This is a genomic window from Janthinobacterium sp. (assembly GCF_031995485.1).
Lineage (GTDB): Bacteria > Pseudomonadota > Gammaproteobacteria > Burkholderiales > Burkholderiaceae_D > Janthinobacterium.
Genome location: NZ_DAMAGB010000015.1, coordinates 1 through 26,389 on the forward strand (window position 1 = coordinate 1; position 26,389 = coordinate 26,389).

Below are 26,389 nucleotides of genomic sequence, written 5' to 3' on the forward strand. Positions count from 1 at the left end.
TTGCTGACGCGCCTGAAGAAAAAGCTCGATTGCGCCGAACTGACGCCGATCCACCGGCTCGACCGCGAGACGGCCGGCGTGGTAATCTTCTCGCGCCAGCAGGCCAGCCGTGGCGCATACCAGACGCTGTTCCAGCGCCGTGAAATCCATAAAGTCTATGAAGCGCTGGCGCCGCGCCTGCCGGGCCGCGATTTTCCATTTACCTACCGCAGCCGCATGGTGGACGGCGACAAGTTCTTCGTCATGCGCGAGGAGGCGGGCGAGCCGAACTCGGAAACCATCATCGACGTGATCGAGCAGCGCGGCGACCTGAATTTGTACCGTTTGCAGCCACATACTGGCCGCAAGCACCAGCTGCGCGTGCACCTGGCTTCCCTGGGCATCCCCATCGTCAACGATGCGTTCTATCCGGTGGCGCTGCCATGCAAGGAAGACGACATGTCGCAGCCCTTGCAGCTGCTGGCGCGCGCGATTGCATTTGTTGATCCGTTGACGGGGGAACCGCGACGCTTCGAAAGCCTGCGCAATTTGTAAAATCTACGTGCGGACCGTGTAATCGATAATCAACGGCGCATGGTCGGAAAACTTCTCGTCCTTGTACACGCTGACCGTATGCGCCTGCGCGGCGATGCCGGGGGTGGCCACATGGTAATCGATGCGCCAGCCGACGTTTTTCGCGTAGGCCTGGCCGCGGTTGCTCCACCATGTATATTGGTCTTCGCGCTTGTCGAGGCCACGGTGCACGTCGACCAGGCCCACTTCGTCGAACACGCGCGTGAGCCATGCGCGCTCTTCGGGCAGGAAGCCCGAGTTCTTCTTGTTGCCCTTCCAGTTCTTCAGGTCGATCTCGTTGTGCGCGATATTCCAGTCGCCGCAGATCACCACTTCGCGGCCCAGCGCCTTCAGCATCAGCAAATGCGGCAAAAACACATCCATGAAGCGGAACTTGGCTTCCTGGCGCTCCGGGCCGGACGAGCCGGACGGGCAGTAGACGGAGATCACCGACAGGTTGCCGAAGTCGCAGCGCACATAGCGCCCTTCGGCGTCGAATTCAGGGCAGCCGAAACCGATATGCACGGCGTCCGGCGCCACCTTGCTGTACACGCCGGTGCCCGAGTAGCCCTTCTTTTCGGCGTAGTGGAAATGGCCATGATAGCCGTGCGGGTTGAGAAATTCCGGCGTCATGTCGGGCAGCTGCGCCTTCAGTTCCTGCACGCAGATGAAGTCGGCCGTTTGCGTGCCCATCCAGTTGAAAAAGCCTTTTTTGGCGGCGGAACGGATGCCGTTCAGGTTGGCGGAGATAATTTTTGGCATAGGGAGGCAGTCGGAAAGGGCGCGGGCCGCGGCGGGCGGCGCGGCATGGCGATTGTCTCGCCGGTGCGCGCGGATTAAAATACAGGCACTTTTAAAAAATGAGGCTCATGTGAATAATTTACGCCAGCAGTTTATCGCGTTTTCGGTATCCAAGGGAGTCTTGCGGTTCGGCGAGTTCACCACCAAGGCCGGGCGCCAGTCGCCCTACTTCTTCAATGCGGGCCTGTTCCACGACGGCGCCACGCTGGCCGAGCTGGCGCAGTTCTACGCACAGACGCTGCTCGACTCGGGCGTGCAATTCGACATGCTGTTCGGTCCCGCCTACAAGGGCATCACGCTGGCCTCGGCCACCGCCGTGGCGCTGGCCGGCAAGGGCCGCAATACCTCGTTCGCCTTCAACCGCAAGGAAGCCAAGGACCATGGCGAAGGCGGCACCATCGTCGGCGCCAAATTGCAGGGCAAGGTGGTCATCATTGACGATGTGATCTCGGCCGGCACTTCGGTGCGCGAATCGGTGGACATGATCCGCGCCGCCGGCGCCGAACCGTGCGCCGTGCTGATCGCGCTGGACCGCATGGAACGTTCGGGCCCGGACGGCCAGCTGTCGCCCAGCTCGGCGGTGCAGGAAGTGTCGAAACAGTATGGCATTCCCGTCATCTCGATCGGCAACCTCGATGATCTGTTCGGCTACCTGAACGGCGCCGGCGCCGACCCGGATCTGCTGAAGCACAAGCAAGCCGTGTCCGCCTACCGCACGCGCTACGGTATTTAAAACGTCCATGGCTGCGTTGCAGCGCCTCGCCGTACTTTCGTACTGTCTTCGGCGCTGCGCCTTGCCCTGAAGGTTTTAAAAATTGGCAGTTATCAAATACGCGTAAATGAGTGTGACTAACCCAGCCACGGTTTGAGCGCCGAATGCAGGCCCAGCGCCAACAGGCCGGCAAAAAAGCACTTTTTGAACAGCTCCGGCGCGATGCGCCCGCGCAGCCACTGGCCGGCCAGCATGCCGCCCAGCGCGGGCAGCAGCGCGTACGCCGAGGCTTGCGCATCGCCCAGGTGAAAGTCGCCATGCAGCGCCAGGCTGGCAGCCAGCGCCACGGTCGACGCCGTAAACGCCATGCCCAGCGCCTGCACCAGTTCATCGCGCTTCAATCCCAGCCCCTGCAGATACGGCACGGCCGGTATCACGAACACGCCGGTGGCGGCCGTGACCAGTCCCGTCAGCGCGCCGATCAGCGGCGCCAGCCAGCGTTCGTGGCGTGGCGCCACGACCAGGCGCAGCGAGCACAGCCCCGCCAGCGCATAGGCCATCAGCGCCACCCCCAATGCCATCACCGCCCATGCGCCGCTGTCACGCGGCAGCAGCGCGCCGCCCAGCAGCGTGCCGGCCATGGTCCAGGCCAAAAGCGGCCACAGGCGTCGCAGCAGCGACATGACGCCGGGCCCGGCCGCCAGTTGCCAGACATTGGTCACCATCGACGGCACGATCAGGAGGGCTGCTGCCTGCACCGGCGGCATCACCAGGCTGAGCAGGCCCATCGCCACCGTCGGCAGGCCCAGTCCTACTACGCCCTTGACGAAGCCAGCCAGAATAAAGCTGGCGCCGACCGCCAACACGAATGTCGTCTGCATAAGCTTTTTCAGTAATGAAGGTGGCGCAATTGTGCGCGCCTGTCGCGCCCGTGCAAAGCGGGATTTGGCAGCGCCAGCCTCAGTCAAAAACGAAGGCTGCTATGATGATGCCGAGGAGGGTGCGGCATGCGGTTTGATCTGGTCGATTTGCAGTTGTTCGTGCATGTGGTGGAGGAGGGCAGCCTGACGGCGGGCGCGGCGCGCAGCCATCTGGCGCTGGCCTCGGCCAGTGCGCGCGTGCGCGGCATGGAGGAAGCGCTGGGCATGCCGCTGCTGCTGCGCGGGCGGCGCGGCGTGGCAGTCACGCCGCCCGGGCAGACCCTGCTGCACCATGCGCGGCTGGTGCTGCTGCAAATGGACAAGCTGCGCGGCGACCTCGGCGAATTTGCGCGCGGCCTGAAAGGGCAGCTGCGCCTCTTGTGCAATACCTCGGCGCTCAGCGAGTTTTTGCCCGAGGCGCTCGGCACTTTCCTCGACCGCCATCCGAATCTGGCGATCGACCTGGAAGAGCGCCTCAGCTACGATATCGTCAAGGGCGTCTCGGAAGGGCTGGCTGATATCGGCATCGTCTCCGACTCGGTCGACATGCGCGGCCTGCAGACGTTCCTGTTCCGGCCCGACCGGCTGGTGGCAATCGCGGCGGCCGATGGCGAGCACCAGCGCATCATCGGCGACGCCGCAGCCATCGACTTCGCCAGCCTGCTCGACCATGATTTCGTCGGCCTGGCCGACGACAGCGCGCTGCAGCAGTACCTGGCGCTGCACGCGGCGCGCATCGGGCGCCCATTGAATGTGCGCGTGCGCCTGCGCAGTTTCGACGCCGTGTGCCGCATGGTCGCCAGCGGCGTCGGCGTCGCGGTGGTGCCGCAGTCGGCGGCGCGCCGCTGCCAGCAGACGATGGCGCTGCGCTGCATGGAATTGCTTGACCCCTGGTCGGTGCGCAATCTGACGATCTGCGTGCGCCAGTTCAGCGAATTACCCCTCTACGCGCGCCAGCTGATCGAACACTTGAAGGCATAGGACATGACAGGAGAAAAAATGCGTTTTTTGGAAGACAAGCTGGCCCATTTGCTTTGCAGCGACCAGGTCGAGCGGCCTATCCATATCTGGCAGCCCGATGGCGCGGCACCGCCGCGCGCCGTGCTGCTGGCGCTGCACGGCGGCATGGCGCATGCGGGCGACTATGTCACGCCGGCCCTGTATTTTCGCCAGCATGGAATTGCCACCGTCAGCTTCGACATGGTGGGCCATACAGGCCAGCGCAAGGTCGATATTCCCTCGTTCGGGCAGTTCCTGGCGGATGCCGACCTGTTTCTCGCCTGGGTCAAGGCGGCCTATCCCGGCGTGCCGGTGTTCGTGATGGGCCACTCGATGGGTGGCCTGATTGCCACGCATCTGGGCCTGGGGCGCTTCAAGGATGATCCAGCGATCCGTGGTGTCATCCTGTCGTCGCCGTATTATGTGAACGCGATCCCCGTGCCGAAAGTGCTGCAGCAGCTGTCCGGCGTATTGGCCCGGTACTTCCCTACCATGCCGGTGCCGCTGGGCTCGTTGACCATGCTGCTGACGCACCATGCGGCCATCACGGCACGCCACTTCGACGACGAGCGCGACGGCATCCGTGCCAGCGCGGCGTCGGTGCGCTTTGCGCATGAACTGGCCACGGCGCAGAAAGCGCTGTCCGGTGGCCTGTCCGGCTGGACCTTTCCGTTGTTTGCCGCCGTGGCCGGTGACGACAAGCTGGCCAGCAGCCGTGCCACCGAAGCGATGTTGCGCGGCGTACCGGGCGAACTGCTCGACTACCACCTGTATCCGGCCAACTTCCACGAGAACTTCAATGAGCTCAACCGCGACGAGATCTTTGCCGCCATCCTGGGCTGGATGGAAAAGCTGCTGGCACCTGGGGATAAAAAAGCCTGAAATGTGCGCTGGCGCGCGGACGCGCCGGGCAAGGCGCTCTACACTGGTGCCATCGTACAAGCACAGACAAGGAACACACCATGCGTTTATTGATTGCCCTGATTTTCCCATGGCTGACTTTTTTTACCATCGGTCGCCCGATCGCCGGCATCATCTGCCTGATCCTGCAAATTACCCTGATCGGCTGGCTGCCGGCCACCATCTGGGCCGTGTATGCGCTGAGCCAGTTCAAGACCGACCAGAAAATCGCCGAAGCCACGCGCCGGTATTAAGTCAACCTGATTTTTAGGAGATTCCCATGAGCAACCGACTCGCCCTTGGCGCCACCGCCGTACTGAATGCGATCGTATTGTCTTTCGTGATGAATGGCCCAGTCCATGCACAAGGCGCATTGCCCGCCGTGCAGAAAAGCGGCGCGGTGGAGTACCTGAGCGGCGGCGTGGGACTCGACGAATCGACAGCCATCAAGAGCGCCAGCGGCCAGTGGCCCTTGAGCCTGGTGTTTTCCGTGCAGGCCGACGGACGCGCCCAGTTTGCCTCGGACGTGAAGCTGCAGATCCAGGACGCGAAAGGCGCGCTGGCGCTGGACGTGACCGCCACCGGCCCGTATCTGCTGGCGCGCCTGGCGCCGGGCAGCTACACCCTGCGCGCCACCCTGGACGGCAAGACGCTCGAGCGCAAGGTGCAGGTCAAGGCCGGCAGTTCGGCCAAAGTGGAACTGGTCTGGCCGGCCGGCACCAGCCAGAACGCCTCCTGATTTTACGCCGCAGCGGACACGTTCAGCACGCGGCCTTCGTTTGAACTTTGCAGCGCCAGTTCGATCAGGCGCATGGTGAGCAGCGCCTCTTCTGCCGCCACCGGCGCCGGCTTGCCATGGCGGATGGCGTCGGCCATGCCCTGGTAAAAGTCCTGGTAGCGGCCCGGCTGCATCTCCAGGTGCTGGAACTGGCCATCCGGTTCACTGCCCAGGTGCAGCGCGCCGCGCACGGCATCCTTGCCCCAATCAGCCTGGCCAGGACGGCCGCCCGCCCTCAAGGCGTCTTCCTGCGGATCGAGGCCGAATTTGACAAAGCTGCCCTTGTCGCCATGCACGGCAAAGCGTGCCGTCGGCGCCTTGACCAGGCAACCGGCCTGCAGCACCACGCGCAGGCGGTCGTAGTACAGCACGATATGCATGTAGTCCACGGCTTCGGCGCCATCGCGCTGCAAGGCGATATCTGCATGGATTTTTTCCGGCGCGCCGAACAGCTGCACCGCCTGGTCCAGCATATGCGGGCCCAGGTCGTACAGCAGGCCGCCACCGGGCGCGGCAGACTCGCGCCAGCGCTGGCGGATCTCGGGGCGGAAGCGGTCGAAGTGCGACTCGAAGCTGGCGATGCGGCCCAGCGTGCCCTGCGCCAGCAGCGCTTGCAAGGTCAGGAAGTCGCCGTCCCAGCGCCGGTTCTGGTACACGCTCAGCACCAGTTTGCGTTCTTTCGCCAGGTCGATCAGCGTCTGCGCTTCGGCACTGGTAATCGTGAACGGCTTGTCGACCACCACATGCTTGCCCGCCTGCAGCGCCGCTTGCGCCAGGCTGAAATGTGCTTCATTGGGGGCGGCGATCACTACCAGTTCGATGGACTCGTCGGCAAACAGCTGCGCGGAATCGGCGTAGACGGTGGCATCGGGCCAGTCCTTGTGCACCAGCTCCGGCTTGCTGGAAGCGACGCCCGCCAGTTCCAAAGCATCGATGGTGGACAGCACGGGGGCGTGAAAGGTGGAGCCGGCAAAGCCGTAGCCGACCAGGCCGGTTTTGATTTTATTCATGGCGATCATCATGGTGCGTGAGAGGAACCATGATCATACCTGCAAGCGGACACCCAGATCGTTTCGCCCGTGCGCCGCCTGCATCAGGTGTATTTCCTAATCAAGCGTCCAGACATACTGCATTTCTGCCCGCGAGTCGAGCTGCTTGCCGCCGGCCAGCGCCGGCTTGAAGCTGCATTTGGCTATGCCGCTGCGCGCCGCTTCATCGAGCGCCGGATAGCCGCTGCTGCGCACCACGCTTGAATCTTCGACCTTGCCTTCGGCGCTGATCTGGAAAGACAGCCTGACCGTGCCGGTTTCCTTCGCCTGCAGCGACGCTGGCGGATAGACAGGCTTGCTGCAGGAAGTGAAATTGACCAGGGCCTTGCGGTCGGCCGGCGGCGTGCCGTCGGCGGCCACCGCCTGGCCATAAATGCCCAGGCAGGCGCCGGCCAGGGCCAGCAGCGGCACCGCCGCCTTCCAGTTCAATGCTTGTGGTGCGGGGCGCAGCAATCGTTTGATACGTGACATGAGAACTCCTCCGTTGGCCGCGACGGCCAGGTGGTGGGTGGAGAACTGGAGACGCTCCAGTTCGGAAAGAGCAAGAGCCAGGCGCCGCGGTTCGCCCAGTTGTCTTGCCGCGAAATCGTCTGCGATATGTTCGCGCTCGATGCGCACGACGCGTGAAATCCACCAGACGGCAGGGTGGAAGAACAGCAGCGCCTCGATCACGTTTTGCAGCAGGTTGAACAGGTAGTCGTGGCGGCGCACATGCGCCAGTTCATGCGCCAGCAGCGCCGCCAGCAATTCGGGCGGCATGCCGGTCACCAGCGAAGCCGGCACCAGCACCACGGGACGCCAGATGCCGGCCGCCAGCGGACTGGCGATACCGTCGATCACGCGCAGCCGGACCGCGCGCGTGATGCCGGCATCGAGCGCCATGCCGGACAGGCGCGCCTGCCACGGTGTGTTCCTGCCGGCCGGCCCGCTGGCGCTGCGCGCTATCCACAGCATGCCCAGCGCCATGCGCAGGGCCAGCAGCGCCGCGCACAAGGCCCAGATGCCGACCACGGCGCGCAGCAGCAGCGACATGTCGGGCAGGCTGTCGGGCGCCAGCAGTGCGGCCGGCAGCAGGCCGCCCGCATACATGCCGGTGGCGTTGACGCCGCCGGCCAGGCGCAGGTACAGGCCCGCTGCCGGCCACGCCAGGCAGGCCAGCAAGGCGCCGCAGCCCACCGCATAGCGCGCTTCGGGCCGCGCATTGCGCAGCAGGGCCAGTGCCAGCGCGGTGGCACCGCCGATCAGCAGGCCTTGCCACACAAAATGCAGCAGGGTCCAGCCCAGCGCCTGCACCAAGGCGTTCATGACTGATCGTCCCTGAGCATTTTTTCTATCTCTGCGCGTTCGGCGCGCGACACGCCGGTGCGCAAGGCCGCCAGCACCAGCGCCTTGGCCGAACCGGCAAACGCTTTCTGCATCAGGTCTTTCAGCAGATTGGTCTGCAGGCTGTCCTGCGCCTGGGCCGGCGCATACACGTGCGAGCGGGCGCTTTCGTCGCGGATCAGCAAGCCCTTGCCATGCATGATCTGCATCAGGCGCAGTACGGTGCCGTAGTTGATTGCCGGCTTGTCCACCGCCATCGCCTCGTGCACCTGCTTGGCGGTCGCCGCGCCCAGTGGCCACAGCGCTTGCAGCAGATCGAGTTCGGCTGCCGTCGGTTTCGGCATTGCGGGAGTCCTGGCCATGGTTTTCTCTTGCGTAAAATTCGATGAAGCAAGGTTAAACGTTGTAGACAAAAATGTATACTTAAATTTTCGATAGTGCGCTAACGTACTGATTTCAATAAGAAAAATCCAGACAATACTGTCTGAAAGACGAAAAAAAGGACGCCGCAGCGTCCTTTTCATGAGGGGGAAAGTTGACTAACCAGCCAGCTTGGCCTTCAGCAGTTCCGTCAGCTGGGCCGGGTTGGCCTTGCCCTTCGAGGCTTTCATCGCCTGGCCGATCAGCGCATTGATGGCCGCTTCCTTGCCGGCGCGGTACTGCTCGACCGACTTGGCGTTGGCCGCCAGCACCTCGTCAACGATCGCTGCCAAAGCGCCCGAGTCGGAGATCTGTTTCAGGCCCTTGGCGTCGATGATGGTGTCGACCAGGTTCTCGTCGCTGGACTTGGCTTCCCACATGCCGGCAAACACTTCTTTTGCCGCCTTGTTGGAAATCGTGCCGTCGGCGATGCGTTTCAACATGGCGGCCAGCTGCGCCGGCGAGACAGGCGCATCATCGAGGTCCACGCCTTCGCGGTTGACGGTCGAGGCGACGTCGCCCATCAGCCAGTTGGCGGCGGCCTTGGCGTTGTCCTTGCCTGCCTTGTCGACGACGGCGACGAAATAGGTGGCCATCGCTTTCGACTGCGTCAGCACCAGCGCGTCGTAGTCGGGCAGCGCATATTCGCTGATGAAGCGGGCGCGCATGGCGGCCGGCAGTTCCGGCATGTCGGCTTTGACGCGCGCGATCCACTCGGGCGAGATGACCAGCGGCGGCAGGTCCGGGTCGGGAAAGTAGCGGTAATCCTGCGCGTCTTCCTTGCTGCGCATTTCGCGCGTCTCCTTGCGGTCCGGATCGTACAGGCGCGTGGCCTGCACCACCTTGCCGCCGTCTTCGATCAGTTCGATCTGGCGGCGCACTTCGACGTGCACGGCTTCCTCGATGAAGCGGAACGAGTTCAGGTTCTTGATTTCGCAGCGGGTACCGAATTCCTTCTGGCCGACCGGACGCACCGAGACGTTGACGTCGCAGCGGAACGAGCCTTCCTGCATGTTGCCGTCGCACACGCCCAGCCACATCACCAGCGAGTGCAGGGCCTTGGCATAGGCCACGGCTTCGGCGGCGCTGCGAATTTCCGGCTCCGAGACGATTTCCAGCAGCGGCGTGCCAGCCCGGTTCAGGTCGATGCCGCTCATGCCCGCATAGTCTTCATGCAGCGATTTGCCGGCGTCTTCTTCCAGGTGGGCGCGTGTCAGGTTGACGGTCTTGGTGACGAATTCGCCATCCTTTTCATAGCCAAAAGTGAGTGCGCCGCCGATGACGACCGGATCTTCGAACTGGCTGATCTGGTAGCCCTTGGGCGAATCCGGATAAAAATAGTTCTTGCGTGCGAAGACCGAATGCGGTGCGACGGTGGCGCCCACGGCCAGGCCGAAACGGATGGCGCGGTCGACCGCCTGCTTGTTCATGACCGGCAGTACGCCCGGCAGCGCCAGGTCGACCGGGCTGGCCTGGGTGTTGGCTTCGGCACCGTACTTGATCGGCGAACCGCTGAAAATTTTGGAGTCGGTCGTGAGCTGCACGTGGTTCTCAAGACCGATGACGACTTCCCATTGCATAGTGTTCTCGCTTCTTTTTTTAGTTAAACGCCTGGAGCGCGCGTGTGCCAGTCCGTCACCAGCTGGTACTGGTGGGCCACGTTCAGCAGTTTGGCCTCGCCAAAGTAATTGCCGATGATCTGCAGGCCGACCGGACGCTTGCTGTTCTTGTCGCCGGCGCCGAAGCCGCACGGGACCGACATGCCGGGCAGGCCGGCCAGGCTGGTCGACAGCGTGTAGATGTCGGCCAGGTAGTTCGCGACCGGATCGTCGGTCTTGTCGCCCAGGTCCCAGGCCACGGTCGGCGCGACCGGTCCCATGATGACGTCGCACACCGCATTCGGGCCGTTCAGCACCGCTTCGAAGTCCTGCGCGATCAGGCGGCGGATCTTCTGCGCCTTCAGATAATACGCATCGTAGTAGCCGTGGCACAGCACATAGGTGCCGACCATGATGCGGCGCTTGACTTCGGCGCCAAAGCCTTCGGCGCGGCTTTTCTTGTACATGTCCTGCAGGTCCTTGTAGGCGCTGGCGCGGTGGCCATAGCGCACGCCGTCATAGCGCGACAAGTTGGACGATGCTTCGGCCGGCGCGATCATGTAATAGGCGGGAATCGACAGGGCGGTGTTCGGCAGCGAGATGTCGACCAGGGTCGCGCCCAGCTGTTCATACTGCGCCAGCGCGCCGCGCACGGCCGCTTCCACGTCTTTCGCCAGGCCTTCGCCGAAGTACTCGCGCGGCACGCCGATGCGCAGTCCCGTCAACGGCTGATCGAGCTCGCGTGAAAAATCTTCCGCCACGCCGCCCTGTTCCGGCGCCAGGCTGGTCGAATCGCGTTCGTCGTAGCCGGCCATGGCGGTCAGCAGCAGCGCGCAGTCTTCGGCGCTCTTCGCCATCGGGCCGCCCTGGTCCAGCGAGGAGGCAAATGCGATCATGCCGAAGCGCGATACGCGGCCATAGGTCGGCTTGATGCCGGTGATGCCGCAAAACGCGGCCGGCTGGCGGATCGAACCGCCCGTGTCGGTGCCGGTGGCGGCCGGCGTCAGGCCGGCAGCCACGGCGGCGGCCGAACCGCCCGAGGAACCGCCCGGCACGGCGCTGGTGTCCCACGGATTTTTCACGGCGCCGAAAGCCGAGTTCTCGTTGCCGGACCCCATGGCAAATTCGTCGCAGTTGACCTTGCCCAGGCTGACCATGCCGGCGGCCAGGAATTTTTCCACCACCGTGGCGTCGAACGGGCTGACGTAATTGGCCAGCATGTTCGAGCCGGCCGTGGTGCGCCAGCCGCGGGTCACGAACAGATCCTTGTGGGCGATCGGCACACCCGTCAATGGGGTGGCGGTGCCGGCGGCGATGCGCGCGTCAGCGGCTTCGGCTTGCGCCAGGGTCAGCGCACGGTCGACGTGCAAAAAGGCGTTCGAACTGTCGGCTTCGATGCGGTCGAGAAAATGCGTCGCCAGTGCGACAGCGGAAATTTCCTTGTTCTGCAAAAGCGCGGACAGCTGCTTGATGGATTTTGTATGCATGGCGTTTCTATTCTGATATTCGACAAGGGGGCAGGGCGCAGCGGTCGCCGATGACTATTCGATCACTTTCGGCACCAGGTACAGGCCATCCTGTACCTTGGGCGCCACGGCCTGGTAGTCGTCGCGGCGGTTGGTTTCGGTCGCCTTGTCTTCGCGCAGGCGTAGCGCGATGTTGTCCATATGGGCGGCCAGCGGGTGGGCCAGCGGGGCCACGCCATCGGTATCGACGGCCTGCATTTGTTCTGCCAGCGCAAAAATTTTGTTCAATTGGGCCAAGGAAGTGGCTGCCTGGTCATCGGACATGTCGAGTTGTGCCAAATGGGCAATGCGTTTTACATCGGAGAGTGTCAGGGACATGGCGAAAGGTGCGCGGGGCACGCAATTAGTATTAAGTTGGCGCTTTGATAAAACGCGGGTATTTACTGCTCTTTTGCTCACAAAAACTCGGGAATGCCGCGTAACTCGCGGCGGCAGGCGTCGCACTTTTCCATGGTTTTTGAGCAAATCGCATTCAAATTATAAGGTAGAATGGCGGGTTAATGCGTTGCCGGCGCCGATGGACTGCTGCCGCAGCATAGAAAAGATTGCGCAAGCGCCAAGCGAACCCCAGAAAAACGCCTGCAAGGGTTTTCGAAGGAGCCTGAAAGCGCCCGCTTTGAAACTCCCCATAAACAGCTTTTGCGCAGCTCGATGCGCTACAGGACACTCATGTTTGGTTTTTTACGCAGGTATATCTCCACCGATCTGGCCATTGACTTGGGCACGGCCAACACCCTGATCTATGTACGCGGCCTGGGCATCGTCCTGGACGAACCGTCGGTCGTCGCGATCCGCCAGGAAGGCGGCCCGAATGGCAAGAAAACCATCCAGGCAGTTGGCAAGGAAGCCAAGCAGATGCTGGGCAAGGTGCCGGGCAATATCGAAGCGATCCGCCCGATGAAAGATGGCGTGATCGCCGACTTCACCGTCACCGAACAGATGCTCAAGCAGTTCATCCGCATGGTGCATGACTCGAAATTCTTCCGTCCGTCGCCGCGCATCATCATCTGCGTGCCGTGCGGTTCGACCCAGGTGGAACGCCGCGCGATCCGCGAATCGGCGCTGGGCGCCGGCGCCTCGCAGGTGTACCTGATCGAAGAGCCGATGGCCGCTGCCATCGGCGCGGGCCTGCCCGTGTCCGAAGCGACCGGCTCGATGGTGGTCGACATCGGCGGCGGCACGACGGAAGTGGGCATCATCTCGCTCGGCGGCATGGTCTACAAGGGCTCCGTGCGCGTCGGCGGCGACAAGTTCGATGAAGCCATCGTCAACTACATCCGCCGCAACTACGGCATGCTGATCGGCGAACAGACCGCCGAAGCGATCAAGAAAGCCATCGGTTCGGCCTTCCCGGGTTCGGAAGTCAAAGAGATGGAAGTCAAGGGCCGCAACCTGTCCGAAGGCATCCCGCGCTCGTTTACCATTTCGTCCAACGAGATCCTCGAAGCGCTGACCGACCCGCTCAACAATATCGTCTCGGCCGTGAAGAACGCGCTGGAACAGACGCCGCCGGAACTGGGCGCCGACATCGCCGAAAAAGGCATGATGCTGACCGGCGGCGGCGCCTTGCTGCGCGACCTGGACCGCCTGCTGATGGAAGAAACCGGCTTGCCGGTGCTGGTGGCCGAAGACCCGCTGACCTGCGTGGTACGCGGCTCCGGGATGGCGCTGGAACGTATGGACAAGCTCGGCTCGATCTTCTCCTACGAATAATCTGACGGAAAGGGCCGGAACAGTATCCGGCCTTTTTTTGGTTTTGGCGCCGGCATGTGGCCGGGGCCTGCACGTTGGCGCACTGCGCCTGGCCTGATTATTGGAAGTCATGGAATACAGTCCTCCGCCACTTTTCAAACAGGGCGCCTCCGCCCGCGTCAAGATGATGGTGTTCGCCGGCATTTCGATCGCCTTGCTGCTGGTCGATTCGCGCATGCACGCGCTGACGGCCGTGCGCCAGGCGGTCGGCACCGTGCTGTATCCGGTGCAGATGGCGGCGCTGGTGCCGCGCGACATGGCGCTCGGCGTCGGCAATTATTTCTCCTCGCTGTCGGCGCTGGAAAAGCAGGTGCGCGACCTGAAGCATGAACAGATCGCCTCGGCGCAGATCATGCAGCAGGCGCAGCTCAATATCGTTGAAAACAACCATTTGCGCAAACTGATGGAAGCGCGCGAACGCGTGCCCGTCAAATCGATGCTGGCCGAGATCCTGTACGACACGCGCGATTCGGCCACGCGCAAGATCGTGCTCGACCGCGGCATCCAGAACGGCGTCGAGCTGGGCCGGCCCGTGATCGACAACCTGGGCGTGGTTGGCCAGGTCACGCGCGTGTTCCCGTTTACCTCCGAAGTGACCTTGCTGACCGATGAAGAACAGGCGATTCCGGTGCAGCTGCTGCGCACCGGCGTGCGCAGCGTGGCCTATGGCCGTGGCAAGTCCGGCACCATGGAACTGCGCTTTACCGAGCCGACCGCCGACATCCAGATCGGCGATATCGTGATCACGTCCGGCCTCGACGGCCTGTACCCGGCCGGCCTGGCCGTGGCCCGCGTGACCCTGGTCGAGCGCAATGCGCACGGTCCGTTCGGCCGCGTCGTGTGCCAGCCGCTGGCCGGCATCGAGCGCAATACGCAGCTGCTGATATTGACCAGTTCACCCGACATTCCGCCGCGTCCGCCGGCCGAGGACGTCAAGGTCGGCCGCAAGATCGCCGGCAAGATGGCGCCGATCAAGGATCCGGCCAAGCCGTCCGCCACGCCTGCCGCCGCGACACCTGCCACCGCCACACCGGCCGCCGGCACGCCAGCCACGACCGCGCCCGCAGCCACGACGCCAGCGGTCAAGCCGCCTGCCACGCCTGCCGCCAGGCCACCTGCTGCCGCACCGGCCAATCCGACCACCGAGGCGACACGATGAACCGCCCACACTATATTCTGCTGCCGGTCAGCCCCGTCTTTATCGGCTTTTCGCTGCTGTGCGCATTCCTGCTGAACCTGCTGCCGTGGGGCCATTTCGTCGGCGTGCCCGATTTCGTCGCGCTGGTGCTGGTGTTCTGGGGCATCCACCAGCCGCGCAAGGTCGGCATCGGCATCGCTTTTTTCATGGGCCTGATGATGGATGTGCACGATTCGACCCTGCTGGGCGAAAATGCGCTGGCCTATACCCTGCTGTCCTACTTTGCCATCATGATGCACCGCCGCGTGCTGTGGTTTCCGATCATGACGCAGGCCTTGCACGTGCTGCCGTTGCTGCTGCTGACGCAGGCGCTGCAGATGGTGACGCGGCTGATCGTGTCGGGCCGTTTTCCGGGCTGGCTCAATTTCATCGAAAGTTTTATCGCCGTGATCCTGTGGCCCATCATCACCTGGATGTTGCTGGCGCCGCAGCGCCGCGCCGTGGACCGCGACCATAACCGGCCGATCTGAGCCTTGATGTGAGCCTGCCTAGCAATGACCGAACTTAAAAATACTGAGCGCGAACTGCATTTCTTCCGGCTGCGCCTGACCATCCTGGGCGCGCTGGTGTTCGTCTGTTTTTCGCTGCTGCTGGCGCGCTTCATCTGGCTACAGGTGATCAAGCATGAAGATTACGCCACCAAGGCCGAGGACAACCGCATCGCGCTGGTGCCCATCGTGCCCACGCGCGGCCTGATCCTTGACCGCAACGGAGTGGTGCTGGCGCGCAATTATTCGGCGTTTACGCTGGAGATCACGCCCTCGAAACTGAGCGCCAGCCTCGATTCGGTGATCGATGAACTGTCGACGCTGGTGCAGATCGACGTCAAGGACCGCCGCCGCTTCAAGAAACTGCTGGAAGAGTCGAAGAACTTCGTCAGCGTGCCGCTGCGCACGCGCCTGACCGACGAGGAGGTGGCGCGCTTCTCGGCCCACCGTTTCCGCTTTCCCGGCGTCGAAGTGCAGGCGCGATTGTTCCGCCAGTATCCGATGGGCGAAGTGGCCTCGCACGTGGTGGGCTTTATCGGCCGCATCAACCGCAATGAATCGAAGGCGCTGGAAGAGGGCGACGACGCTGCCAACTACAACGGCACCGACCATATCGGCAAGGAAGGCCTGGAAAAAAGCTACGAGAAGCAGCTGCACGGTACCACCGGCTACGAGGAGGTGGAAGTGTCGGCCGGCGGGCGCGCCATGCGCACGCTGTCGCGCACGGCGGCGGTACCGGGCAATAACCTGATCCTGTCGATCGATATCGAGCTGCAGAAGGTGATGGAAGAAGCGTTCGGCGAATGGCGCGGCGCCGCCGTGGCGATCGACCCGGCCACCGGCGACATCCTGGCCTATGTCTCCAAGCCCGGCTACGACCCGAACCTGTTCGTCGACGGCATCGACCAGCAAAGCTGGAACGAGCTCAATACCTCGCTGGACCGGCCGATGGTCAACCGTCCGCTGTCGGGCACCTATGCGCCCGGTTCCACCTTCAAGCCCTTCATGGCGCTGGCCGCGCTGGAACTGGGCAAGCGCACGCCGGGCCAGTCGATTTCCGATCCCGGCTTCTTCATGCTGGGCGGACACATGTTCCGCGACGATAAGGTGGGCGGCCACGGCACGGTCGACATGCACAAGTCCATCGTGGTGTCGTGCAACACGTATTATTACCAGCTGGGCCGCGACATGGGCATCGACGCCATCCACGACTTCATGAAGCCGTTCGGTTTCGGCCAGCTGACGGGCATCGACCTCAATAACGAGAAGACCGGCGTGCTGCCGTCGATCGAATGGAAGCGCAACCGCTTCAAGACGGCGCAGCAGAAGAAATGGGTGGGCGGCGACACGATCTCGGTCAGTAACGGCTCGGGCTACAACTCGTACACCCCGCTGCAGATCGCGCACGCGACGGCCAACCTGGCCAACAACGGCGTGGTGATGAAGCCGCACCTGGTGAAAATCATCGAGGACGCCAGCACGCGCGCGCGCACGCTGACGGTGCCGAAGGAAAGCTACCGGATCCCTTTGAAACAGGAAAACATCGACACCATCAAGCGCGCCATGGTCGGCGTGACCAGCGAAGCGGGCGGCACGGCCGCGCGCATCTTCACCGGGGTGCAGTACACGGTGGGCGGCAAGACCGGTACCGCGCAGGTGGTGGGCATCAAGAAAAACGAGAAGTACAATGCCAAGCTGCTGGCCGAACGGCTGCGCGACAACGCCTTGTTTACCGCTTTTGCGCCGGCCGACAAGCCGCGCATCGCACTGGCCATCGTGGTGGAAAACGCCGGCTTCGGCGCCGGCGTGGCTGCGCCGATCGCGCGCAAGGCGCTCGACTACTATCTGCTGGGCAAGCGCCCCGGCGAGAAGGACAGGGACACCACCAGGGTGCCGAAGGAAGACGTCGATGAAGTGCGCACCCTCGAAGAAATCACGGACGAGCAGGCCGCCACGCCGCCTGCCCGGCAATAAGGAAACACATGTCCATTAACGAACGGCGCTCGCTGTGGCGGCGCGCCAAGCCCTATCTGGCGGTATTCGATCCGCCGCTGATGCTGATCATCCTGATGCTGCTGGCAACCAGTTTGCTGACGCTGGCGTCGGCCAGTCTCGGCATTCCCGGCAAGATCGAAGACCACCTGCGCAATATCGTGCTGTGCTTTTTCGTCATGTGGCTGACCGCCAATGTGACGCCGCAGATGATGATGCGCATCGCCGTGCCCGCGTATACGATTTCGGTGCTGCTGCTGATTGCGGTGGCCCTGTTCGGCACCATCAAGCTCGGTGCGCGGCGCTGGCTGCATATCGGCGTGATCGATATCCAGCCGTCGGAATTCCTGAAGATCGCCGCGCCGCTGATGCTGGCCTGGTTCTTCCAGCATAATGCCGGTGCGCTGCGCTGGAAGTCGTTCGCGATCGCCGCCGTGCTGCTGCTGGCGCCCGTCTACCTGATCGCGCGCCAGCCCGACCTCGGTACCTCGCTGCTGGTGGTGGCGGCCGGCTTCACGGTGATTTTCCTGGCCGGCCTGCCGTGGCGGATCATGCTGGGGCTGGCAATTGTCGTCAGCTGCTACCTGCCGATTGCCTGGTCGCACATGCATGACTACCAGCGCGACCGCGTGATGATGCTGATCGACCCGACCAAGGACCCGCTGGGCAAGGGCTTTCACATCATCCAGTCCATCATCGCCATCGGTTCGGGCGGCATGACGGGCAAGGGCTGGACCCACGGCACCCAGGCCCACCTGGAGTTCGTGCCCGAACGCACCACCGACTTCATTTTTGCCGTGTATTCCGAAGAATTCGGACTGGCCGGCAATCTGATCCTGATGCTGATGTATTTGCTGCTGGTGGGACGCGGGCTGATGATCGCCGCCAACGCCCCCAGTTTTTTCACTCGCCTGCTGGCAGGAGCGATTACCATGATTTTCTTTACTTACGCCTTCGTCAACATGGGCATGGTCAGCGGCATATTGCCGGTGGTCGGCGTGCCCTTGCCCTTCCTCAGTTATGGCGGCACCGCGCTGATCACGCTGGGCGTGGCCACCGGCATCCTGATGAGCATACAGCGCCACCGCAAGCTGGTGCAGACGTGATGCGCACCACCATTTCCCACATCTGCGCGCGTGGCCTGGGCCTCGCTGTGTTGCTGACCCTGGCCGCCTGCGGCACGGCGCCGCCCAAGTCCGGCAATGTCAGCATGCCGCATGGCGGCAAGGTCAAGATCCCGGTGCGCCAGGATCCGACATTGCCCGCCTTGCCGGCAGCCGGTTCCGGCCGTGGCGGCTACTACAAGGACGATGGCCCGGGCGACAATCCGCCGGCCAACCTGCGCGACGTGCCGGACGCGGAAGTGCGCAACGAGCCGTATTCGACGCGCTCGAACCGCCCGTATGTGGTGTTCGGCAAGACGTATACGCCGATGACCGACAACGAGCCGTTTACGCAGCGCGGCACGGGTACCTGGTATGGCAAGAAATTCCATGGCCAGCGCACCTCGTCGGGCGAACTGTACGACATGTACAAGATGACGGCCGCCCATCCGACCCTGCCGATTCCGTCGTATGCGCGCGTGACCAGCATCGACAGCGGCGAACAGGTGATCGTGCGCATCAACGACCGCGGCCCGTTCCACGCCACGCGCGTGATCGACGTGTCGTACACGGCGGCGCTGAAACTCGGTTTTCTCGGCAAGGGCAGCCACCAGGTGATCGTCGAGCGGCTGCTGCCGGCCGATATCGACGCCATCCTGGCCGCGCGCGCCGCGCCGAAACCGGTGCCGTCGGTGGTGGCCAGGTCGATCGACACGCCGCCCGAGAGCGAACCGGAAATGCGCGCCGTGGCGCAGCCGGAAATTACCAGCCTGGCAGCGGTCGACGCCACTGTCGCCGCGCCGGCACCGAGCGCGCTGGCCACCGGCTTCTATCTGCAGCTGGGCGCCTACTCGCGGCTGGACAATGCCGAAGCGGGCCGCACGCAGCTGGCGCCGTATGCGCAAACGCTGGGCAACCTGGACGTGGTGCCGGCCGGCCCGCTGTTCCGTTTGTATGGCGGCCCCTTCGGCAGCCGCGCCGAGGCGGCCCGTGCGGCAGCCAGCCTGCCGGCATCGGCCGGTATCAAGCCGATCGTCATTGAACGATAAGAGGTGTTGTCGGATGAAGGCCCTGCGGGCCTCGGCGGCCCCGCCTGATCCGACCTGCGCCGGGTGCCGGCAATGACCGTAGCAAGCGTAGGTCGGATTAGGCGCAGCCGTAATCCGACACCACCGCAGACTGGGTGTCACTTGCAGCTGCGCAGTTCCTGTTCCTCGAACTGCGCAGTGATGGCCGCCAGCCGTGCCCGCGTGGCCGCGTCGAGATCGCGGAACTGGTAAGCGAGCTGCTTGCTGGAGCTGTAGCGCGGCGCCACGCGGGCGCTGTGCACGCCCTGTTTGTTCAGCGACGCCAGATGGGTCTGCGCGCTGGTCTCGGACTTGAACACGCCCAGTGAAATGCCCCAGCGCTGCGGGCTGCCTTCGCCCATGATGAAATAATTGGTCACGCCCAGCTGCTTCAGTTCGCCGGCCTTGCGGTCGGCGTTTTCCTTGCTGCCCTGCGGCGGGATAAACACCATGTAGCTGGAAATGTCCTGGCCGGCCACATTGCGGCGCGACTGGCGCTCGCCCAGGGCCAGCGGTTCCAGCTGGGCTTCGAACTTGCGCGCGTCGGCCAGCACGAAATTGCCCACCTCGGTACAGGCAAACAGCTGTGGCGCCGCCGCCGATGCCGGGGCTGGCGCAGCCGGTGCTGGCGCCGCCGCTGGCGTGGCCACTGCCGCGGGTGCTGTTGCCTGCGCTGGCGTCAGCAGCGTGATCTTCTCGGCGTGCAGCTGGTTTTTCAGGCGCGCCGGCTCGCGCGTCTCGGTGCGAAAGCTGCCCAGGTAACCCTGGCCGATGGCCAGTACCAGCAGGTTGATGGCGGCCAGCAGCCAGAAGACGAATTTCAGCATGGTTGTGTTCCTTGCGCAGGGGTTGCTCGCGCCGCCGTCTGCAGGCCGAGCATGACGATATTGTCCACCAGTTGGAACGGCAACGCCAGCGCCGGGGCAATGCGGGGCGCGGCGCCGCCCGACAGCAGGCAGGCCTGCGCACCATGCATGCGCACGGCCCGCTCGATGGCACCCGTTTGCGCGGCCAGGCAACCGGACAGGATCGCGTCATCGGTATTGTCGGCAAAGCCGGCCGGCAGGGGCGCATCGCTGGCGATCTGCGGCAGCTGCGCCGTATTGCGCGCCAGCGAACTGGCCATCAGGCCCAGTCCCGGCAGGATCATGCCGCCCAAAAATATGCCATCGGCCGTGACGGCGTCGATGGTGGTGGCGGTGCCGCAGTTGGCCACGATCACGGCCTGGCCCGGCGCCAGCGCATGCGCGCCGATGGCGGCGGCAAAGCGGTCGCAGCCCAGCTGGGCCGGATTGCGGTAGTGGTTGCTGACACCTGCCAGTTGCGGCAGCGAAACAAAGTCGCGGGCAAGCACCGGCAGCATGGCGCGCAGGCGCGCAGCGATGCCGGCGCCGGCCACATTCGACAGCAGCGCCCCGCTGATGGCCAGCTGCGCCCACTGTGCACCGAGGGTATCGATCTGCGCATGCGCCACCGCGCCGCTGGCCAGCCATGCGCCCAGCGGCGCACCGGGCGCCACCAGTGCCCATTTGATGCGCGTATTGCCGGCGTCGATCAACAGTAGCATGTGCTTACTCCTGTGCCAGGCGCAGCGACACGTCGCCGGACATGATCTGTACCAGGCCGCCATCCGTTTCCAGCAGCAGCCGGCCCAGCTGGTCGACGCCGGCCGCGATGCCCTGCTGCAGCAGCTTGCCGTCGTCGAGAATGTTGACCTGCTTGCCCTGCCAGGCATGCAGGGCGTTCCAGCGCTGCGCAAACGGCGCAAAGCCGGTGTCGTCGAATTCGGCCAGCACGGCGGCCAGGCGGCTCAGCAGTGCCGCCACCAGCGTATTGCGTTCCATCTGCGCCAGCCACGGCACGGCCGACACGCTGCGCCCGATCTGCTGTTCCAGCGCGTCGGGCATGGTCAGGTTGATGCCGCAGCCGATCACGGCCCACACGCCGCCATCGGGCGCCTGCTGGGTTTCGACCAGGATGCCGGCCAGCTTGCTGCCGTCCTTGATCATGTCGTTCGGCCACTTCAGCTGTACCGGCACGCCCAGCGAGGCCATGGTTTCGGCCAGCGCCACGCCGACCGCCAGCGGCAATCCCACCAGCCGGTGCAGCGGACCCTGGAAATGCCAGGCCAGCGAGAACATCAGGCTGGCGCCGGACTGCGACAGCCAGGGGCGGCCGGCGCGGCCGCGGCCAGCCGTCTGCTGGCCGGCGATGCGCAGGGTCGGGCCGGCAAGCTGGGCGCAGCGCGCCAGCAGGTCGGCATTGGTGGAGCCGGTTTCATCGATCAATTCGATGGCCACATGGGCGGCACCGGTGGCGCAATGGGCGGCGATGGCCGCGCTGGTCAGGTCGGAATGCAGGGTCATGGAAGTATGCTTGCAGCGTCAGCAGCAGTGCTGGCGGGCGGGATGGGGAAGGGTGGCGAGCCATGGCGGCAGCGTCGCATGGTGGTGTGGCGCCTGGCGCGCGCAATGCAACGCCAGGCAATGATGCATGGTTATTTCTTTTCCGCTTTGGCTTTGGCCACCAGCACGTCCATCACCGTCAAGGCCTGGGCGTTCAGCTGTTCTTCGTTTTTCGCGGTCTTGCCCTGGTCGGCCTGCGATGGCGAGGTGATGTAGCGGCCGTCGATGGCGATCATCGGCCAGAAGGTGACGTTATAGCTTTTCATCATGGACTCGGCGTGGCGGATGCGGCCCGAGATGCCGAACGAACGGTAGGTGTCGATGAACTTCTGGCGGTCCACGCCGTTTTTGGCGACCAAGTCGAACACGGCCTCGTCGGTGTTCAGGCGGTTGCGCTCCACATGCATGGCGTTGAATACCTTGGCGTGCAGCTGTTCCGTCAGGCCCATCGCCTGCAGCGTGAAGAACAGGCGCTGCTGCGGCGCCACGCTGTCATTGAGCGACACGTGCACGCGCTTGAAGACGATATTGTCGCCCTGTTTCTTGACCCAGGCGGCGAGCTGCGGTTCGAGCACATTGCAGTGCGGGCAGTAGTAAGCAAAGAACTCCGTCACTTCGATCTTCTTGCCCGCATCGGTCGGCTGCGGCGTGGCCAGGGTTTCGTATTCGGCGCCGTTCTTCGGATCGGCAGGCGTAGCGTGGGCCAGGACGGCGGCGCCGCACAGGGCAGCGGCAAACAGGACTTTTTTCAGAAAACGCATGCTGCTTCCTTTGTTCAGACTTATTTAGAGTTACGGACGACGGCGACATCGATGCCGTTTTCGGACAGTTTGGTGCGCGCGCGGTTCATCGCATCGACCTGGTTGAAGGGGCCGACACGCACGCGGTGCAGCACGCCGGCATCGGTGCTGCGGTCGCTGATGGCCGCTTCAAAGCCCAGCAGGGCCAGCTTGCCGCGCGTGCTTTCGGCGTCCGCCATGTCATGGAAGGCGCCGGCCTGCAGATAATAAATCCATTTGTCGCTGGCTGCATCGGCCTTGGCCGCCGGCGCTATTGCTGGCGCTGCGGCCTGGGCCGGCACGGCTGCCGGTGCTGCCGGCGGGGCCTTCGGCGCCGGCTTGTCCTTCAGGGTGCCGATCAGTTCCTGCAGCGCGTCCGGCGGTGGCGGTTTTGGCGAGCTTGGCAGCGCATCGGGCGCCACCGGCTGGCCCGGCAGTGGCAGTTCGCGCGGCTCTTTCGAGAAATCGCGCGCCGCTTCCCGTGCGGCTTCCTTGTTGCCATACATCGGCTTGTTCGGGTCGGCGATCTGGCCGGCCGTCGGATCGAGCGACTTGCCCGCCTTGCCCTTGTCGGTGAACGGCGAATTGCCTTTGCTGATCACCAGCGCGACCACCACGGCGATACCGAGGCCCACCACCAGGCCGATGATGATGCCGACCAGCGTGTTGCCCTGCTGGCGGCGCGGCGATGGCGACGAGGAAGTGATGCGGGAAGCTTGATTCATGAGCGGTTACACCTTTGCATTTACATTTTGTTCGGCGCGGACACGCCAATCAGTGCCAGGCCGTTGCGCAGCACCTGGCGTGCCGCCAGCACCAGCGCCAGGCGGGCCATTTTCAGGGCCTCGTCCTCGACCAGCACTTTTTCCGCAAAGTAGAAGCTGTGCAGGTTGGCGGCCAGGTCGCGCAGGTAGAACGCCACCTGGTGCGGTCCCAGTTCGGCTTGCGCGCGCGCCAGCGTTTCCGGATACGCAGCCAGGGTCGCCAGCAGGGTCGCTTCGGTCGGTGCCGTCAATGGCGACAAATCGGCGCCGGCGATGGCGGCCTCGTCGCCACCCCAGTTTTCCAGGATGCGGCAGATGCGCGCATGCGCATACTGCACGTAATAGACCGGATTTTCATCGGTGGTTTTCAGCGCCACGTCAACGTCGAACACGAATTCGGTATCGGCCTTGCGCGAGATCAGGAAAAAGCGCACGGCGTCGCGGCCCTTGGCGATATCGCCGCCGCCCGACCATTCGATCAGGTCGCGCACGGTCACATAGGAGCCGGCGCGTTTCGAGATCTTGACTTCCTCGCCGTCCTTCATGACGGTGACCATCTTGTGCAGCACGTAGTCGGGGTAGCCTTGCGGGATGCCCATGTCGAGCGCCTGCAGGCCGGCGCGCACGCGCGCGATGGTGCCGTGGTGGTCGCTGCCCTGGATATTGATCGCCTGGCCGTAGCCGCGCTGCCACTTGACCAGGTGATATGCCACGTCCGGCACGAAATACGTATACGTGCCGTCGGTCTTGCGCATCACGCGGTCCTTGTCGTCCGCGTAATCGGTGGTGCGCAGCCACAGCGCACCGTCCTGTTCATAGGTATGGCCGGCCTTGACCAGCGTCTCGACGGCGTTGTTCACCTTGCCGTCCGCGTACAGCGAGGACTCCAGGTAGTAATTGTCGAACTTCACGCCAAACGCCTGCAGGTCGATGTCCTGCTCGTTGCGCAGATAGGTCACGGCAAACGGGCGGATCGAGTCGATGTCTTCCACATTGCCGTTGGCGGTGGCGGGCTGGCCATCGCTGGCCGAGACGGTCTTGCCGGCCTTGAAGTCGTCGGCGATGTCGTTGATGTAGTCGCCGTTGTAGGCCGACTCTGGCCATTCGGCGTCGCCCGGCTTGAAGCCGCGCGCGCGCGCCTGCACCGAGTTGGCCAGGGTCTGGATCTGCACGCCGGCGTCGTTGTAATAGAACTCGCGCGTGACCTGGTAGCCTTGCGCGTCGAACAGGGAGGAGAGCGCGTCGCCCAGTGCCGCCTGGCGGCCGTGGCCCACGTGCAGCGGACCGGTCGGATTGGCCGAGACGAATTCCAGGATCACCTGCTTGCCGGCGCCGGCGTTGCTGCGGCCATAGTTGCCGCCTTCGTTCAGGATGGTGTTGACCACCGCCTGTTTGGCGGCGTTCGAAACGCGCACGTTGATGAAGCCGGGGCCGGCGATTTCCACCGCTTCGACCAGGCCCTTGCCGGCCGGGTTGGCCAGCACGGCCGTGACGATGGTTTGCGCCAGTTCGCGCGGATTCTGTTTCAGCTGCTTGGCCAGTTGCATGGCGATATTGCAGGCGACGTCGCCATGCGATGCGTCGCGTGGTCGCTCGAGCACCACGGAAGGCGCAAGCGAAGTGCCGGCCAGGACGGGAGCGAGGGCGGCCTGGAACAGGGCGATGATTTCTTGTTTCTGTTGGGCGAGCATGAGCAGGATGGCGGCGGAACCGCGTTAAGATTGAATAGAATGAATCAGAAAGCAAAACGGACGACGGTGATGCCGTCGCCCAGACTGCGGTAATTATACTGGTTTGCAGGCTGGAACAATACGCCGCCGGGCAGGGTGCAGTGACGGGCGTTGGTGCATGAAAACATCATCATGGCCGCTTGCGCGTATATATATGCACTTTTTTGCAGCGAATTTCCCGGATCGCTGCAATCGCTTGGTGCAGAGGGCCTGACAAACGCTACAATCGACCCTTTATGATGACGCGCGATCGTGATTTTTCCGCCGCGCGCAGCCACACCGGATAATTTATGAACAAGCGCCCCACGCTGAAACTGAAACCCAAGCCGGCGCCAGGCACGGCCGCCACCCCCTCGCCGAAATTGCGCCCCAGCTATCACCCTGACCTGAAACCGGTGCTGCAGCCCGGCTTCCAGCCCGATCTGCGCGCCGATTCGCTGGCCTTCTGCCTGCTGGGCGCGGCCAATGCCGTCGCACAAGTGCGCACTGGCACGGCCCTGCCGCAGGCACTGGCGAAAGTGTTTGCGCAATCGAACGCCAGCCCGCAGGCACGCGGCGCGATCCAGGATATTTCGTATCGCACCATGCGCCAGCTGGGCCGCAGCGAAACCCTGGTCGGCCTGATGACCTCCAAGGCGCCCGAGCCGCCGATGCTGGCCGCACTGCTGTGCTGCGCGCTGTCGCTGATGTCGGCCGAGCCGGGCGAGCAGCCGTATGAGGAATTCACGGTGGTCGACCAGGCCGTCACGGTGGCCACCTCGCACCCCGACCTGGCGCACGCCAAAGGCATGGTCAACGCCGTGCTGCGCCGTTTCCTGCGCGAACGCAAGTCCCTGCTGGAAGCGGCCATGCAGCAGCCGCTGGCGCAATGGAATTATCCGCAGTGGTGGATCGATGCGCTGCGCGTGGCTTATCCGCGCGACTGGCAGGCGATCCTGGCGGCAGGCAATGCCGTGCCGCCCTTGACCCTGCGCGTGAACCGCCGCAAGAGCACGGTGGAAGCGTATCTGGCCGTGCTGGCCGACGCCGGCATTGCCGCGCGCCAGGTCGGACCGTTTGCCGTGCGCCTGGACAAGCCGATCGGCGTGGCGCTGATTCCCGGTTTCGAGCAGGGTGTCGTCTCGGTGCAGGACGCCGGCGCGCAGCTGGCCGCGCCGCTGCTCGACCTGCACGATGGCATGCGCGTGCTCGACGCCTGCGCCGCGCCGGGCGGCAAGACCTGCCATATCCTGGAACTGGCCGAGGTGCAGGTCACGGCCATCGACGCCGACGCCAAGCGCCTGCCGCGCATTGCGGAAAACCTCGAGCGGCTGGGCCTGGAAGCGACTTTGAAGGCGCAGGACGCGCAGTCGAGCGCCTGGTGGGACGGCCAGCAATACGACCGCATCCTGGCCGACGTGCCGTGCACGGCCTCGGGCATCGTGCGCCGCCATCCGGATATCCGCTGGCTGCGCCGCAAGGGCGATGCATTGCAACTTGCAACACTTTCGTCCAAAATTCTGGACAATCTGTGGCAGATGCTGCGCCCCGATG

General features: G+C 64.1%; 27 protein-coding genes and 1 pseudogene. 13 read left to right on the top strand and 15 right to left on the bottom strand.

The features are described 5' to 3' along the window. A partial coding sequence (locus RTQ46_RS11100; RefSeq protein ID WP_312436555.1) for a pseudouridine synthase occupies positions 1–534 on the top strand: 534 nt, incomplete at its 5' end. A 3-nt stretch (positions 535–537) separates the two neighbouring features. Here the strand turns inward: RTQ46_RS11100 and RTQ46_RS11105 are convergent. After that, positions 538–1,314 carry an exodeoxyribonuclease III gene (locus tag RTQ46_RS11105; protein WP_312436557.1) on the bottom strand — a complete coding sequence of 259 codons (777 nt, stop codon included), beginning with the start codon at positions 1,312–1,314 and terminating at the stop codon, positions 538–540. Positions 1,315–1,423: 109 nt separating this feature from the next. Here RTQ46_RS11105 and pyrE point away from each other — a divergent pair, with 109 nt between their 5' ends. Beyond that, positions 1,424–2,086, top strand: coding sequence for an orotate phosphoribosyltransferase (pyrE, locus tag RTQ46_RS11110; RefSeq protein WP_312436560.1), 663 nt, complete (start codon positions 1,424–1,426; stop codon positions 2,084–2,086). A 116-nt stretch (positions 2,087–2,202) separates the two neighbouring features. Here the strand turns inward: pyrE and RTQ46_RS11115 are convergent, their stop codons facing one another. Then, complete coding sequence (locus RTQ46_RS11115) at positions 2,203–2,946, bottom strand: sulfite exporter TauE/SafE family protein (protein WP_312436561.1); 744 nt, start codon at positions 2,944–2,946, stop codon at positions 2,203–2,205. 126 nt (positions 2,947–3,072) lie between these two features. Between RTQ46_RS11115 and RTQ46_RS11120 the strand changes: the two genes are divergently transcribed. The 4 genes from RTQ46_RS11120 to RTQ46_RS11135 all read left to right on the top strand — a co-directional run bounded on the left by RTQ46_RS11120 (position 3,073) and on the right by RTQ46_RS11135 (position 5,623). After that, positions 3,073–3,966 (top strand): LysR substrate-binding domain-containing protein, encoded by an 894-nt coding sequence (locus RTQ46_RS11120; RefSeq protein WP_312436563.1) that lies wholly within the window; start codon positions 3,073–3,075, stop codon positions 3,964–3,966. Between the two features lie 18 nt (positions 3,967–3,984). Then, complete coding sequence (locus tag RTQ46_RS11125) at positions 3,985–4,866, top strand: alpha/beta fold hydrolase (protein ID WP_312436564.1); 882 nt, start codon at positions 3,985–3,987, stop codon at positions 4,864–4,866. Positions 4,867–4,946: 80 nt separating this feature from the next. Next, positions 4,947–5,138: a YqaE/Pmp3 family membrane protein gene (locus RTQ46_RS11130; RefSeq protein WP_065308202.1), complete on the top strand. Its 192-nt coding sequence runs from the start codon at positions 4,947–4,949 to the stop codon at positions 5,136–5,138. A 26-nt stretch (positions 5,139–5,164) separates the two neighbouring features. Beyond that, entirely contained in the window at positions 5,165–5,623 is a 459-nt protein-coding gene (locus RTQ46_RS11135; protein WP_312436565.1) for a carboxypeptidase regulatory-like domain-containing protein, read from the top strand. Between the two features lie 2 nt (positions 5,624–5,625). Here RTQ46_RS11135 and RTQ46_RS11140 read toward each other — a convergent pair whose 3' ends face one another. The 6 genes from RTQ46_RS11140 to gatC form a co-directional block, all read right to left on the bottom strand. Next, a complete protein-coding gene (locus RTQ46_RS11140) occupies positions 5,626–6,672 on the bottom strand; it encodes an oxidoreductase (protein WP_312436566.1) in 1,047 nt (348 codons plus the stop codon). A gap of 96 nt (positions 6,673–6,768) precedes the next feature. After that, positions 6,769–8,016 (bottom strand): M56 family metallopeptidase, encoded by a 1,248-nt coding sequence (locus RTQ46_RS11145; RefSeq protein WP_312436568.1) that lies wholly within the window; start codon positions 8,014–8,016, stop codon positions 6,769–6,771. Then, complete coding sequence (locus RTQ46_RS11150; protein WP_312436569.1) at positions 8,013–8,396, bottom strand: BlaI/MecI/CopY family transcriptional regulator; 384 nt, start codon at positions 8,394–8,396, stop codon at positions 8,013–8,015. Before RTQ46_RS11150 ends, RTQ46_RS11145 begins: the two co-directional genes overlap by 4 nt. 177 nt (positions 8,397–8,573) lie before the next feature. Next, positions 8,574–10,034, bottom strand: coding sequence for an Asp-tRNA(Asn)/Glu-tRNA(Gln) amidotransferase subunit GatB (gene gatB, locus RTQ46_RS11155; RefSeq protein WP_312436570.1), 1,461 nt, complete (start codon positions 10,032–10,034; stop codon positions 8,574–8,576). A 23-nt stretch (positions 10,035–10,057) separates the two neighbouring features. After that, positions 10,058–11,539 carry an Asp-tRNA(Asn)/Glu-tRNA(Gln) amidotransferase subunit GatA gene (gene gatA, locus RTQ46_RS11160; protein WP_312436572.1) on the bottom strand — a complete coding sequence of 494 codons (1,482 nt, stop codon included), beginning with the start codon at positions 11,537–11,539 and terminating at the stop codon, positions 10,058–10,060. 54 nt (positions 11,540–11,593) lie between these two features. Next, complete coding sequence (gene gatC, locus RTQ46_RS11165) at positions 11,594–11,896, bottom strand: Asp-tRNA(Asn)/Glu-tRNA(Gln) amidotransferase subunit GatC (protein ID WP_312436574.1); 303 nt, start codon at positions 11,894–11,896, stop codon at positions 11,594–11,596. Positions 11,897–12,247: 351 nt separating this feature from the next. Here gatC and RTQ46_RS11170 point away from each other — a divergent pair, with 351 nt between their 5' ends. From RTQ46_RS11170 to RTQ46_RS11195, 6 genes are all read left to right on the top strand, one after another. After that, on the top strand, positions 12,248–13,291 hold the full coding sequence (locus RTQ46_RS11170; RefSeq protein ID WP_010393186.1) for a rod shape-determining protein: 1,044 nt from the start codon (positions 12,248–12,250) through the stop codon (positions 13,289–13,291). A 109-nt stretch (positions 13,292–13,400) separates the two neighbouring features. Beyond that, positions 13,401–14,489 (top strand): rod shape-determining protein MreC, encoded by a 1,089-nt coding sequence (gene mreC, locus RTQ46_RS11175; protein WP_312436576.1) that lies wholly within the window; start codon positions 13,401–13,403, stop codon positions 14,487–14,489. Next, positions 14,486–14,998: a rod shape-determining protein MreD gene (mreD, locus tag RTQ46_RS11180; protein ID WP_312436578.1), complete on the top strand. Its 513-nt coding sequence runs from the start codon at positions 14,486–14,488 to the stop codon at positions 14,996–14,998. The genes mreC and mreD overlap by 4 nt, the downstream gene beginning before the upstream one ends. Positions 14,999–15,022: 24 nt before the next feature. Beyond that, on the top strand, positions 15,023–16,990 hold the full coding sequence (gene mrdA, locus RTQ46_RS11185) for a penicillin-binding protein 2 (RefSeq protein WP_312436579.1): 1,968 nt from the start codon (positions 15,023–15,025) through the stop codon (positions 16,988–16,990). 8 nt (positions 16,991–16,998) lie between these two features. Further along, positions 16,999–18,114, top strand: a complete 1,116-nt coding sequence (rodA, locus tag RTQ46_RS11190) for a rod shape-determining protein RodA (RefSeq protein ID WP_312436581.1) — start codon at positions 16,999–17,001, stop codon at positions 18,112–18,114. Then, on the top strand, positions 18,114–19,160 hold the full coding sequence (locus tag RTQ46_RS11195) for a septal ring lytic transglycosylase RlpA family protein (RefSeq protein WP_312436583.1): 1,047 nt from the start codon (positions 18,114–18,116) through the stop codon (positions 19,158–19,160). Before rodA ends, RTQ46_RS11195 begins: the two co-directional genes overlap by 1 nt. Before the next feature lie 137 nt (positions 19,161–19,297). Here RTQ46_RS11195 and RTQ46_RS11200 read toward each other — a convergent pair whose 3' ends face one another. The 7 genes from RTQ46_RS11200 to RTQ46_RS11230 all read right to left on the bottom strand — a co-directional run bounded on the left by RTQ46_RS11200 (position 19,298) and on the right by RTQ46_RS11230 (position 24,990). Beyond that, positions 19,298–20,005 carry an SPOR domain-containing protein gene (locus tag RTQ46_RS11200; RefSeq protein WP_312436584.1) on the bottom strand — a complete coding sequence of 236 codons (708 nt, stop codon included), beginning with the start codon at positions 20,003–20,005 and terminating at the stop codon, positions 19,298–19,300. Beyond that, positions 19,999–20,745 (bottom strand): type III pantothenate kinase, encoded by a 747-nt coding sequence (locus RTQ46_RS11205; protein WP_312436585.1) that lies wholly within the window; start codon positions 20,743–20,745, stop codon positions 19,999–20,001. Before RTQ46_RS11205 ends, RTQ46_RS11200 begins: the two co-directional genes overlap by 7 nt. A 4-nt stretch (positions 20,746–20,749) precedes the next feature. After that, positions 20,750–21,544 (bottom strand): biotin--[acetyl-CoA-carboxylase] ligase, encoded by a 795-nt coding sequence (locus RTQ46_RS11210; protein WP_312436586.1) that lies wholly within the window; start codon positions 21,542–21,544, stop codon positions 20,750–20,752. Between the two features lie 131 nt (positions 21,545–21,675). Continuing rightward, positions 21,676–22,344 carry a thiol:disulfide interchange protein DsbA/DsbL gene (locus RTQ46_RS11215; RefSeq protein ID WP_312436588.1) on the bottom strand — a complete coding sequence of 223 codons (669 nt, stop codon included), beginning with the start codon at positions 22,342–22,344 and terminating at the stop codon, positions 21,676–21,678. Between the two features lie 20 nt (positions 22,345–22,364). Beyond that, positions 22,365–23,087, bottom strand: a complete 723-nt coding sequence (locus tag RTQ46_RS11220; protein ID WP_312436589.1) for an SPOR domain-containing protein — start codon at positions 23,085–23,087, stop codon at positions 22,365–22,367. A gap of 20 nt (positions 23,088–23,107) precedes the next feature. Further along, entirely contained in the window at positions 23,108–24,817 is a 1,710-nt protein-coding gene (gene argS, locus RTQ46_RS11225; RefSeq protein ID WP_312436590.1) for an arginine--tRNA ligase, read from the bottom strand. Between the two features lie 44 nt (positions 24,818–24,861). Next, a complete protein-coding gene (locus tag RTQ46_RS11230; RefSeq protein WP_312436591.1) occupies positions 24,862–24,990 on the bottom strand; it encodes a hypothetical protein in 129 nt (42 codons plus the stop codon). A gap of 318 nt (positions 24,991–25,308) precedes the next feature. Between RTQ46_RS11230 and rsmB the strand changes: the two are divergent. Beyond that, positions 25,309–26,389 (top strand): annotated as a pseudogene (rsmB, locus tag RTQ46_RS11235) (16S rRNA (cytosine(967)-C(5))-methyltransferase RsmB); the annotation flags it as partial.